11 protein-coding genes are annotated in these 12,252 nt (G+C 56.5%); 7 read left to right on the top strand and 4 right to left on the bottom strand.

Features of this window, described 5'->3' with window-relative positions; genetic code table 11:
- Positions 1–17: 17 nt before the first annotated feature.
- Entirely contained in the window at positions 18–1,388 is a 1,371-nt protein-coding gene (locus ACR0NM_RS05295) for a class II 3-deoxy-7-phosphoheptulonate synthase (protein ID WP_170393056.1), read from the bottom strand.
- A 169-nt stretch (positions 1,389–1,557) separates the two neighbouring features.
- Between ACR0NM_RS05295 and ACR0NM_RS05290 the strand changes: the two genes are divergently transcribed.
- Positions 1,558–2,562: a GlxA family transcriptional regulator gene (locus tag ACR0NM_RS05290; protein WP_170393055.1), complete on the top strand. Its 1,005-nt coding sequence runs from the start codon at positions 1,558–1,560 to the stop codon at positions 2,560–2,562.
- A 20-nt stretch (positions 2,563–2,582) separates the two neighbouring features.
- Here the strand turns inward: ACR0NM_RS05290 and ACR0NM_RS05285 are convergent, their stop codons facing one another.
- Both ACR0NM_RS05285 and ACR0NM_RS05280 read right to left on the bottom strand, forming a co-directional pair.
- Positions 2,583–3,110, bottom strand: coding sequence for a GNAT family N-acetyltransferase (locus ACR0NM_RS05285; RefSeq protein ID WP_170562711.1), 528 nt, complete (start codon positions 3,108–3,110; stop codon positions 2,583–2,585).
- An 88-nt stretch (positions 3,111–3,198) separates the two neighbouring features.
- Positions 3,199–4,293 carry a PQQ-dependent sugar dehydrogenase gene (locus tag ACR0NM_RS05280; RefSeq protein ID WP_480613530.1) on the bottom strand — a complete coding sequence of 365 codons (1,095 nt, stop codon included), beginning with the start codon at positions 4,291–4,293 and terminating at the stop codon, positions 3,199–3,201.
- Positions 4,294–4,463: 170 nt separating this feature from the next.
- Between ACR0NM_RS05280 and ACR0NM_RS05275 the strand changes: the two genes are divergently transcribed.
- The 6 genes from ACR0NM_RS05275 (at position 4,464) to ACR0NM_RS05250 (ending at position 10,232) form a co-directional block, all read left to right on the top strand.
- On the top strand, positions 4,464–5,645 hold the full coding sequence (locus tag ACR0NM_RS05275; RefSeq protein ID WP_170393052.1) for an ABC transporter substrate-binding protein: 1,182 nt from the start codon (positions 4,464–4,466) through the stop codon (positions 5,643–5,645).
- 125 nt (positions 5,646–5,770) lie between these two features.
- Positions 5,771–6,559: an ABC transporter ATP-binding protein gene (locus tag ACR0NM_RS05270; RefSeq protein ID WP_170393051.1), complete on the top strand. Its 789-nt coding sequence runs from the start codon at positions 5,771–5,773 to the stop codon at positions 6,557–6,559.
- Positions 6,556–7,386, top strand: coding sequence for an ABC transporter ATP-binding protein (locus tag ACR0NM_RS05265; protein WP_170393050.1), 831 nt, complete (start codon positions 6,556–6,558; stop codon positions 7,384–7,386). The genes ACR0NM_RS05270 and ACR0NM_RS05265 overlap by 4 nt, the downstream gene beginning before the upstream one ends.
- A gap of 85 nt (positions 7,387–7,471) precedes the next feature.
- Positions 7,472–8,482 carry a branched-chain amino acid ABC transporter permease gene (locus ACR0NM_RS05260; RefSeq protein ID WP_170393049.1) on the top strand — a complete coding sequence of 337 codons (1,011 nt, stop codon included), beginning with the start codon at positions 7,472–7,474 and terminating at the stop codon, positions 8,480–8,482.
- Positions 8,479–9,792 carry a branched-chain amino acid ABC transporter permease gene (locus tag ACR0NM_RS05255; RefSeq protein WP_223118035.1) on the top strand — a complete coding sequence of 438 codons (1,314 nt, stop codon included), beginning with the start codon at positions 8,479–8,481 and terminating at the stop codon, positions 9,790–9,792. The genes ACR0NM_RS05260 and ACR0NM_RS05255 overlap by 4 nt, the downstream gene beginning before the upstream one ends.
- Before the next feature lie 227 nt (positions 9,793–10,019).
- Positions 10,020–10,232 (top strand): hypothetical protein, encoded by a 213-nt coding sequence (locus tag ACR0NM_RS05250; protein WP_480438555.1) that lies wholly within the window; start codon positions 10,020–10,022, stop codon positions 10,230–10,232.
- A 45-nt stretch (positions 10,233–10,277) separates the two neighbouring features.
- Here ACR0NM_RS05250 and ACR0NM_RS05245 read toward each other — a convergent pair whose 3' ends face one another.
- The gene (locus ACR0NM_RS05245; protein WP_480613528.1) at positions 10,278–11,825 is read right to left on the bottom strand and encodes a helicase HerA-like domain-containing protein; all 1,548 of its coding nucleotides are present in this window, start codon (positions 11,823–11,825) and stop codon (positions 10,278–10,280) included.
- Between the last annotated feature and the right edge of the window lie 427 nt (positions 11,826–12,252).

The following is a 12,252-nucleotide window of genomic DNA, read 5'->3' as shown; positions in this document are numbered from 1 at the left end:
TCAGGATGTATTCGAAGTCAGCTTGCAGCGCGCTTGCTGCGGTCACGACGTAGGTTGGTCAGTTCTTCCGCGACAAGGAATGCAAGTTCCAGCGACTGCGAGGCGTTCAGGCGCGGGTCGCAAGCTGTGTGATAGCGATCCGAAAGATCCTCTTCTGTCACCGCGCGCACACCTCCGGTGCATTCGGTGACATCCAGCCCTGTCATCTCGAAATGAACACCACCGGGGATCGTGCCTTCAGCCTGATGTACGCCAAAGAAATCGCGTACTTCGCGCAGCACGGAATCAAACGGCCGGGTCTTGTAGCCGGTCGCGGATTTGATCGTGTTGCCATGCATCGGATCGCAGACCCAAGTAACCTGTGCGCCCTCTTCCTTCACGGCTTTGACCAGACGCGGCAGATGCTCACCCGCTTTACCTGCACCAAAGCGCGCGATCAGAGTCAGACGCCCCTCTTCGTTTTCGGGATTCAACTTGGACATCAGAACCTTGAGGTCTTCGGCACTGGTTGTCGGGCCGCATTTCAGACCAATCGGATTCAGAACACCCCGGCAGAACTCGACATGCGCACCGTCGGGCTGACGGGTCCGATCGCCGATCCAGATCATGTGCCCGGAACCGGCCAACCAATTGCCCGAGGTCGAATCCAGACGGGTCAACGCCTCTTCGTACTCAAGCAACAGGCTCTCGTGGCTGGTGTAAAACTCCACCGATGAGAATTCGTGGGTGGTGTCGGCGGTGATGCCTGCAGCCCCCATGAAGTCAATCGAATCCTGAATGCGGTCGGCGATCTCAGAGTATTTCTGAACGTCTTGCCCGTCGGCAAAACCCAGCGTCCACGAATGCACGTGGCTCATATCCGCAAAACCACCGGTCGAGAACGCCCGCAGCAGGTTCAGTGTAGCCGCCGCCTGTGTATATGCCTGAAGCATCTTGTCGGGATTCGGAATGCGTGCCTCGGGTGTAAAGGCCAGCTCATTGATGATGTCACCGCGGTAGCTGGGCAACTCCACACCGTCCACAACCTCAGTCGGTGCACTGCGCGGTTTTGCAAACTGGCCCGCCATGCGGCCAACTTTAACCACGGGAACCTTGGCGCCGTAGGTTAGCACCATTGCCATCTGCAGCATCACCTTGAACGTGTCACGGATCGCATCCGCGCTGAACTGCTCAAAGCTTTCAGCGCAATCCCCGCCTTGCAACAGGAACGCTTCGCCACGGCCCGCGGCTCCCAGATGCTGCTTCAGCCGTCGCGCTTCACCCGCAAAAACCAGCGGGGGATACTGCGAAAGCTGCGCCTCGACTTTGGCCAGCGCGGCCGCGTCGGTATAGTCTGGCATCTGAACCCGGGGCTTGTTGCGCCAGTTCGTTTTTTGCCATTCAGTCATAGCTTTTATCTCCGCTGAAGTATTTCAGGTGGCCTCTATACAAAATGCATGAATGAGAGGCCATATCCCTTTTGCGCCTCTTGACGCCATAATCAAGCTTTGAGCATGGTGACTGGCATATCCGCCACCGTGGAAATCCCGGTGCGCGCCGAATCAAGGACAGTTCGCCATGCAAGAGCAACGCCAAGTTGTCACTGTGGATCATAGCACAGGCAAGCCGCATAACTTTGTATTTGTGCTTTTGGACAAGTTTTCCCTTCTGTCATTCGCTTCGGCTTTGGACAGTCTACGGATCGCCAATCGAATGGCCAACCGAGAGCTTTATACCTGGACCTTGACGGGCGAAGGCGGTGAAACAGTGACTTGTTCAGCCGGAACTTCTTTCAATCTTGATTCTGATCTGACCGAATTGCAGCGTGACGACGTCGTCCTGATCTGCGGGGGGGTCGATGTACAAGCGGCAACCACCAAGCGCATTCTGAACTGGGTACGGCGCGAAGCGCGTAAAGGGTTGAAAATCGGCGGTCTTTGCACCGCGGCCTATACGCTGGCCAAAGCCGGTTTGCTGGAAGGCAAGCGCGCAACGATCCATTGGGAAAACTCAGACAGTTTTGCCGAAGAATTCGACACAGTAGAGCTGACCAAGTCGGTGTTTTTGGTTGATGGCAACCGAATGACAACTGCTGGCGGCACATCCTCGATTGACCTGATGCTCAAGCTGATTGCCGAAGATTACGGAGAAGATCTGGCCAACGCGGTCGCTGATCAGATGATCTATTCTTCGATACGTACGGATCAGGACACGCAACGTTTGTCGACCCCTACACGGATCGGCGTACGCCACCCCAAGCTCAGTCAGGTTATCCTGATGATGGAAAAGAACATAGAAGAGCCAATCTCGCCTTCTATTCTAGCCAAGGACGTAGGCATGTCGACGCGCCAGCTAGAACGTCTGTTCCGCCGCTATCTCAGCCGCTCGCCCAAGCGCTACTACATGGAACTGCGCCTGCATAAAGCGCGGAACTTGCTGATGCAGACCGATATGAGCGTCATCAATGTGGCGCTGGCTTGCGGCTTTGCCAGCCCGTCGCATTTCTCCAAATGCTACCGGGCGCATTACAACACCACGCCTTATCGCGAACGCGGTGCACAGAGCGGTCGGTTGTCTGTTTAATCCAAAGCCGCAGGGAAACCTTACAAATCTTTCGCAAAGTAGTGCAGGTGCGGCCGTAACATCGGTTGATCCAGATAGGTCGTGGTTTCGATTGGTGAGTCCAGTTCAACAAAACCAAGTTTGGGGTACAGGTCGCGCATTTCGACATTCGGTGTAAGCGTATCGGCGATGAGGCGTTTCAAACCCATATCACGCGCGGCCTGTTCCCGGGCTTCGATCAAAGCACGCCCGGCACCGGTCCCCCGTGCCTCCTCGGTTACAAAAACCCGCTTAAGTTCTCCGGTTTGGTGATCAAATCGTTTCAGCATCCCACATCCAATGATGTCTCCGGCATCGTTTCGCGCCACCACAAGACATCCATTCGGGGGTAGGTAATCCTCTGTATGCGCCCAAAACTCCGCCAATGCGCTTTCGGGGGCTGCTGGATCAATCTCAAAGCCCATATCCTGCATTCGTTGCACGATAAGCGCGTAATACTGTGCCAGAATCGTATTCAGTTCGCGCTTTGGCGGCATTGTTTCACAAAGCTCGATTACAAAATCACTCATTCAAATCTCCTCATCACCCTGAAGCCCGGAACAGATACACCGTGACCGAATGGCATAGAAGCAAACGCCCTAACCCCGTTTAATACCGTCAGAGGGGCGTCATTCGGTAAACCGCGCCTTGCCCGACGGAAATGAACCAGATCGACCCATCTGGTGCTTCGGCGATGTCGCGAACACGTTCGGTCTCGGGGCCTTCGATCTGCTCAACCTCACGCAGTGGATCGCCCGCCAAACGTGCAATGTAGTCGAATTTCAAAGAGCCAACGAATAGATTCCCCTTCCATTCCGGCCAAAGTTTCCCGGAATAGACCATCAAGCCAGAGGGTGCGATGGAAGGATCCCAATAATACTCGGGCTGTTCCATTCCTTGCTTCGACGTGCCTTCACCGATCTTCTGACCCGAATAATGAACGCCATATGAAATCACTGGCCAGCCATAATTGGCACCGGGTCTGATCAGATTAACCTCATCCCCGCCTTTTGCCCCGTGTTCCGAAATCCAAAGCCGACCCTGCAGATCCAAATTGGCACCCTGAGGGTTTCTGTGACCAAACGACCAGATCTCGGGGCGGACACCGGGATTGCCCACAAACGGGTTATCACTGGGAACTGAACCATCACGGTTGATCCGAATGACCGTACCCATGTGGTTCGTCCGATCCTGCGCAGCCGGGCGATCACCTCGGTCACCGATAGTGACGAACAACGTGCCATCATTCGCTTCAACGACACGAGAACCAAAGTGGCGCCCGCCGGAGCCACCGGGAGAGGCCTCGAATATCACACGCAGATTGGTCAGACGTTCTCCGTTCTCCGATAAACGAGCGACAGCGACAGCGGTGCCTGCACCGCCTCGTTGCGATTTGGAGAAAGTCAGAAAAAGCTCGCGGGTCCGATTGAAGTCACGCGCGATGGTGACATCTAGCAAACCGCCCTGCCCGTTCGCGACCACTTTTGGCAGACCCTTGATGCGCTTCGCCTCACCTCCGGCAACGTACAAAAGCTCGCCATCTCGCTCAGTGACAACAAAGCTGCCATCCGGAAGAATGCCAATCGCCCAAGGTGTATCAAGGCCTCTGACCACCTGAGTAACCTGAACCGGCCCGCCGGTTGTGTTGATGACATCGGACCAGCCTGCAATCGACCAGCACGACAGAATGAGAATCGCAAAAGTCCTGATCATATCGACCCAATCCCTAGTGGTGCACCGCAACAAACTGACCTAGCCTAACAAAACAGATAGGATTGCTGCTTTCAAAAGCACTTTTTTGTTAGGACTTTTCTTTTTCGGACAGCTTGCCTAGGGTCATGCCCAGAACGACGACGTTCAAACGATAAATAGGGAGTAACCTAATGAAAAAGCTGCTTACCGCTACTGCAGCAACCGCTCTGCTGGCGGGTACCGCTATGGCCGAGGACGTGAAACTGGGCGTGCTGTTCGGCTTTACAGGCCCGATTGAATCGCTGGCCCCGGCCATGGGTTCGGGCGCAGAAATGGCGATGGCCGAGGTCACCGAATCCGGCAAACTGCTGGACGGCGCAAGCGTGACCGGAACCCGCGCCGATACCGGCTGTATCGACAATGGTCTGGCCACATCGAACGGCGAACGTATGATCGCCGATGGCGTCGCCGGTATCATCGGCGGCGACTGCTCGGGCGTCACTGGCGCGATCCTGCAGAACGTCGCGATCCCGAACGGCATGGTCATGATCTCGCCGTCGGCCACGTCTCCGGGTCTGTCGACCATGGAAGACAACGGCCTGTTCTTCCGCACCGCCCCGTCGGATGCGCGTGAAGGTCAGGTGATGGCTGACATCCTGAACGATCGTGGCATCAGCTCGATCGCGCTGACCTACACCAACAACGACTATGGCAAGGGTCTGGCGGACGCGATCCAGTCCTCGTTCGAGGCTTCGGGCGGCGAAGTCACCATCGTTGCCGCGCACGAAGACGGCAAGGCCGACTATTCGGCCGAAGTTGGCGCGCTGGCCTCGGCCGGTGGCGATATTCTCGTGGTCGCAGGATATCTGGACCAAGGTGGTTTGGGCATCATCCAGTCGGCTCTGGACAGCGGAGCGTTTGACACGTTCGGTCTGCCGGGCGGCATGATCGGTGACTCGCTGCCGGCAAACGTTGGCCCCGACCTGAACGGCTCGTTCGGTCAGATCGCTGGCTCGGGCGGTGAAGGTGCCGAGAAGTACTTTGCCATGGCTGAAGCTGCGGGCTTTGACGGTTCGTCGCCCTACTCGCCGGAAAGCTATGACGCCGCCGCGCTGTTCATGCTGGCGATGCAGGCCGCAGGTTCGACCAACCCCGCTGAATACGGCGCGAAAATCATGGATGTCGCCAATGCTCCGGGTGAGCAAATCTTCCCCGGAGAACTGGCTAAAGGTCTGGAGCTGTTGGCTGCCGGTCAGGACATCGATTATGTCGGCGCATCGGGCGTTGAGCTGATCGGCCCTGGTGAAAGCGCAGGTTCCTATCGCGAGATCGAGGTGACCGACGGCGAAAACAAGACCGTCAACTTCCGTTGATCCAAGGTTAAAAGTCATAAAAACAAGCAGCCCGGCCCTTGTGTCCGGGCTGTTTCAATGAAAAAAGGCCGCACTCCGGTTAACGGGGATGGTAAAAACGCCGAAAACGGCGGCTAGGGGAAAAGATGATCGTCGTCGATGACGTGCACAAGCATTTCGGCGGGTTTCATGCGGTGGACGGGGCATCGCTGGAAATCCAAAAGGGCTCGATCACCGGTCTGATCGGACCGAACGGGGCCGGAAAAACCACGCTATTCAACGTGATCGCGGGCGTACTTCCACCGACCAGCGGTAAGGTACACATGGACGGTGAGGATATCACTGGCCTGCCCCCGCACGAGCTGTTTCATAAGGGCCTGCTGCGCACCTTCCAGATCGCGCATGAGTTTTCGTCGATGAGTTGCCGTGAAAACCTGATGATGGTGCCCGGCGCACAATCCGGGGAATCGCTGTGGAACACATGGTTCGGGCGTAAGCGTATCGCGGATGAGGAACGCGCACTTAGGGCGAAAGCCGATGAGGTGCTGGAGTTCCTGACAATCGAACATCTGGCCGATCACAAGGCCGGTCAGGTCTCGGGCGGTCAGAAGAAGCTGCTGGAACTTGGCCGAACCATGATGGTCGATGCCAAGATCGTGTTTTTGGACGAGGTCGGCGCTGGTGTGAACCGCACCCTGCTGATGACCATCGCCGACACGATCCTGCGCCTGAACAAGGAGCGCGGCTATACCTTCGTCGTTATCGAGCACGACATGGATTTCATCGGCAAGATTTGCGACCCGGTCATCTGTATGGCCGAGGGAAAGGTGCTGGCCGAAGGCACTCTGGACGAGATCAAGGCCAATGAACACGTGATCGAAGCCTACCTAGGCACCGGCCTTAAGAACAAAGACAAGCTGGAGGCGGGCGCATGAGCGACAACCCCTACCAGGACGACAAGGGCAACAAGGACGCCTCGATCACCAATACGCATGGCGTCGGCACCATGACTCCAGCACATCGCAAAAGCGGTGAAACGCATCGGGTCGAGGGCGGTCCTTTCCTGATTGGCGACACCATGACTGGTGGCTATGGCAAAGGGCCGGACATCCTGCATGACTGCACCATCGCCGTTGACAAGGGCGAGATCGCGGTGATCGTCGGCCCCAACGGCGCGGGCAAATCCACCGCAATGAAGGCTGTGTTTGGTATGCTGGACGTACGCCAAGGGTCTGTGCGGCTGGATGGCGAAGATATCACCAATCTCAGCCCGCAAGACCGCGTGGTACGCGGCATGGGCTTTGTCCCGCAGACCTCGAACATTTTTACGTCGATGACAGTGGAAGAGAACCTAGAGATGGGTGCTTTCATCCGGCGCGACGACATCAGCCAGACGATGGAACAGGTCTATGACCTCTTCCCCATTCTCCGCGACAAACGCAATCAGGCCGCCGGAGAGCTGTCAGGTGGTCAACGTCAACAGGTCGCCGTGGGCCGTGCGCTAATGACCCAGCCCAAGGTGTTGATGCTGGACGAACCCACCGCCGGTGTCTCACCAATCGTGATGGATGAGCTGTTCGACCGGATCATCGAGGTCTCGCGCACCGGGTTACCGATCCTGATGGTCGAACAGAATGCCCGTCAGGCGCTGGAGATTGCGGACAAGGGATATGTACTGGTCCAGGGTCGCAATGCCTATACCGGGACAGGCAAGGAGCTGTTGGCCGATCCAGAAGTTCGCAAGAGTTTCTTGGGGGGATGACGCCAGTGACAGCTACTCTCGTGTTTGATCACTCTGAAATCAGGTCAAAAAGACGTACGAACTTGGAAAATGAGGTAACGAACTAATGGACTTCCTCAACGCCCTTGTGGCGCTCTCCAACTTCGTTCTTGTTCCCGCAATCGCCTATGGCAGTCAGTTGGCGCTGGGCGCTTTGGGGGTGACGCTGATTTACGGCATCCTGCGGTTTTCGAACTTTGCCCATGGCGATACGATGGCCTTTGGCGCGATGATCGCGGTGCTGGTCACTTGGGGCCTGCAAGCCGCAGGCGTCAGTTTCGGGCCGTTGCCAACGGCTCTGCTCGCCCTGCCCTTTGCCATTCTGGGCTGTATCGTTCTGGTGCTGATCACCGACCGGTTGGTCTATCGCTTCTATCGGGAACAGAAGGCCAAACCGGTCATTCTGGTGATCGTCTCGATGGGTGTGATGTTCATCATGAACGGGCTGGTTCGTTTCATCATCGGTCCGGATGACCAAAGGTTCTCGGACGGAGCGCGTTTCATCGTCTCGGCGCGAGATTTCAAGGCGATGACTGGGCTGCGTGAGGGGCTGGCAATCAAGACCTCCCAGGGCATCACGGTGATCGTGGCGGTTGTCGCCGTGGCGCTGTTGTTCTGGTTCCTGAACAAAACGCGCACCGGCAAATCAATGCGGGCCTATTCTGACAATGAGGATCTTGCGTTGCTGTCCGGTATCAACCCCGAGCGCGTGGTGATGATCACATGGATCATCGTTGCCGCGCTGGCGACCACTGCGGGCGTGCTTTACGGCCTCGACAAAAGCTTCAAGCCATTTGTCTATTTCCAGCTTTTGCTGCCGATCTTTGCCTCGGCTATCGTGGGTGGCCTCGGAAACCCTCTGGGAGCCATCGCAGGCGGTTTCATCATCGCGTTTTCTGAGGTGACGATCACCTACGCGTGGAAGAAAGTGCTGACTTATCTGGCACCTGAAAATCTGGAGCCGTCAGGTTTGGTGCAGTTCCTGTCCACCGATTACAAATTCGCTGTCAGCTTTGCCATTTTGCTGATCGTACTTCTGTTTAAGCCAACCGGCTTGTTCAAAGGAAAAGTGATATGAGCGAGCCCGTCAAAAACACGCTGCTTTTTGTGGTCGTCGGCGCACTCATCCTGTTGACCGGATTCACCCAAAGCTGGAACGCCGCAATCCTGATCCTGAACATGGGCTTGATCTCGGCCATCATGTCGATTGGCGTCAACCTGCAATGGGGCTTTGCTGGCCTCTTCAACGTTGGTGTCATGGGCTTTGTCGCGCTGGGCGGGCTAGCGGTTGTGCTGGTTTCGACACCCCCAACCCCCGGCGCCTGGTCTGGTGGCGGGTATGGCGTCATCCTGTCGCTTTTGATGGGTGCGGCAACCGTGGTTGCAGCTGTGATGGTGGCCCAAAAAATGCCCAAGGGACGCACACAAACCTTTGCGATCATCGGTATTCTGGTCGTAGGTTTTTTTGTTTACCGCGCAATTTTTGATCCCAACGTAGCTGCGATCGAAGCGATTGATCCTGCTGTCGCTGGTAATATCGGCGGTTTGAACCTTCCTGTCCTATTCGCTTGGCCTGCCGGGGGACTTTTGGCGGCGGGCGCAGCATGGCTGATCGGAAAAACAGCGCTGGGCCTGCGCTCGGACTATTTGGCAATCGCCACACTTGGTATCGCCGAGATCATCATCGCCGTCATGAAAAACGAGGACTGGCTGGCACGTGGGGTCAAGAACGTCTACGGCATTCCACGCCCCTCACCGGTGGTTGGCTACGAAGTTGAATTGCAGCAAGACCCAACTTTCCTTGCACGGGCCGAGTGGTTCGGGCTGGATCCGGTTACTGCCTCGACGCTTTCCGTCAAGCTGGGCTACTCTTTGCTGTTCCTGTTCGTGCTCCTGGTGCTGCTGTGGATGGCTCAGATGGCGTTGAAAAGCCCTTGGGGCCGCATGATGCGCGCCATCCGCGACAACGAGGTCGCCGCCGAGGCGATGGGCAAGGACGTCACCCGTCGCCATCTACAGATCTTTGTTCTGGGCTCAGCCATCTGCGGCATCGCCGGTGCGATGATGACCACTTTGGACGGGCAGCTGACGCCGGGCACTTACAACCCGCTTCGCTTTACCTTCCTTGTCTGGGTCATGGTGATCGTCGGCGGGTCGGGCAACAATTTCGGAGCCGTACTGGGAGCGTTCCTGATCTGGTTCCTGTGGGTTCAGGTTGAACCCATGGGCCTGTGGCTTATGAACCTGATAACCTCAGGTATGCCTGACGGCAGCGCACTTAAGACGCATCTGATCGATAGCGCCGCACATATGCGCCTGTTCACCATGGGGCTGATTCTTTTGATTGTTCTCAGATTCAGTCCAAGAGGGCTGATCCCCGAGAAATAAGCAAAATTTCCTGCGAAATTCCCCTAACGCACCGTTAATCGGTGCGTTTTATTGTGCGGCGAGTCAGAACGCTCTAAATCAGTGTATCGTGATCCACCACATCACGCTGTGCCCCATACCATGTTTGTTTGGTGCGGAGTTGTAACGATCTGACAGTTAACCAAGATGAGAGCACCGTAGTCGCAATGATTAAACCACTCAGAGTTTTCGCAATCGGGATCCCGCTGATGGCAACGCTATCAGCGTGTATTCCCTCACCCGAACAATTAGAGACCACCCCGGTCAAGGTCCAGACGCCCAAAGGTGTTGTGACCTGTCAGCTTTACCGCCAGGACCGCGTCACCTGGGACCGCGCAATCGATTTTCCGGCCACCAAAATGTCGGTGCCCGAGGCGGATAATTATTGCAGACAGGAAGGCCTGCGCCGGCTTAATCGATAACAATATGGGCGCGCGACTGGTTCGGCGCGCGCCGCACTCCGGCTTCTAGCGATTGCGGAACAAGCCGCCCAGAATGCCCCTGACGATGCGGCGGCCAGTTGTTCCTTTCAGCTCTTTGATCACGGCCTCGCTCAAGGCCGTGGCGAAGGTATCCTTTTTGCGCGAAAGACGAGATGACGATCGCCCAACGCGGTTGCCCGAATACCTTCGGGCCGAGGCGTATTCGCGTTCTGTCGGGCTCTGCTGTTCCAGAACTTCGTCGGATTCCGCCTGTTCCGCCGCATTCGCAGCGGCATCCGCGCGCGCCTGCAGAATCTCAAACGCCGATTTGCGGTCGATACGCTTGCCGTATTTTGCATCCATCGGCGAAGCTTTGATCACCGACTGACGCTCAGCTTTGGTAATCGGACCAAGTTGAGAGCCCGGTGGCCGGATCAAAGTGCGCTCGACCACGCCCGGAACACCTTTCTTTTGCAACATCGAGGTCACGGCCTCGCCCACGCCCACCTCTCGGATTGCGGTCTCAGTATCGAAAGCTGGGTTTTCACGATAGGTCTCAGCAGCAAGTCGCAGATTCTTGCGGTCGCGCGCGGTGAAGGCCCGCAGCGCATGTTGGACCCGGTTGCCCAGCTGACCCAGAATATCTTCCGGGATGTCCGCCGGATTCTGCGTGATGAAATAAACGCCAACGCCCTTTGATCGGATCAGGCGCGCCACCTGCTCGACCTTGTCCACCAGCACCTTGGGGGCGTCCTCGAACAGCAAGTGCGCTTCGTCAAAGAAGAACACCAGCTTCGGTTTTTCAGGGTCCCCCACTTCGGGCAGTTCTTCAAACAATTCGCTAAGCAGCCACAACAGGAAAGTCGCGTATAGGCGCGGAGAGCCCATCAGCTTGTCAGAGGCCAGAATGTTCACCATCCCCTGCCCGTTCGCATCTGTCCGCATCAGGTCGGCCAGGTCCAACGCAGGCTCGCCAAATAGATTGGTACCGCCCTGATTTTCCAGAACCAGCAAGCGGCGTTGAATAGCACCGATCGAAGATGTCGAGACATTGCCATAGCGCAGCGATAGTTGGGCGCGATTCTCGCCTATCCAGACCAGCAATGCCTGCAGGTCTTTCAGGTCAAGCAGCGGCATGCCTTCTTCGTCTGCGACCCGAAAGGCGATGTTCAGAATGCCTTCCTGCGCCTCACTCAGTTCCATCAATCGCGATAGCAGCAGTGGGCCCATCTCGGTTACGGTGGTTCGGACCGGATGCCCTTGCTCGCCAAACAGATCCCAGAACGTGACTGGACACGCGGCGTAAGAGAATGTGCCGAACCCGATCTTCGCGGCCCGATCCAAAAAAGCCTGGTGTAATTTGTGGGTTTCGCTTCCAGGCAGCGCCAGCCCCGACAAGTCACCTTTCACATCGGCCAGAAACACTGGAACCCCCGCCTGTGAGAAGCCTTCAGCCAGAATTTGCAGCGTAACCGTTTTGCCCGTACCGGTCGCACCGGCAATCAGGCCATGGCGGTTCGCATATTTAAGCGACAGCCCCTGTGCCACTGAATAGCCGTCGCCACCACCGCCTACGAAGATCTTGTTGTCCATTGAAAATCTGTCCCGAATTCTACCGATCTGCTGCAAGCATACAAAGTTAACCTTTCGCTGCGAGAGTAAATGTTGCTTCTCGTGGCCTGGCTGCGGGGGCAAACTTCCTCCCTGTCGACTGGCCGTGCCTTTGGGCACGGCTTTTTTTTTAATTTCTACGAAAACCGAAAGACGCAAGAATAGTTTTTTAGGGTTAGGAGTTGACCAACGGGTTCCCCTTTCGTAACGTCTGCGCATAACTAAGTCGGCCAGTCCGACGGGGAGAAAATATTCAGGAAGGGAGCCGCTCCACCGGCTCCCTTTTTCGTTGCAGATCGCGGTGTTTCCCACGCATTTCGGCAAAAAACGATCAATTCCCGGTCTGGAATTCGGATTTACCCTGACACCACTGAATTGCGGTGATAGAGGAAACAAAAAACTGGATCAG

The sequence above is a fragment of the Ruegeria sp. AF2 genome (assembly GCF_056542025.1).
This window is presented reverse-complemented; position numbering and strand designations above follow the sequence as displayed.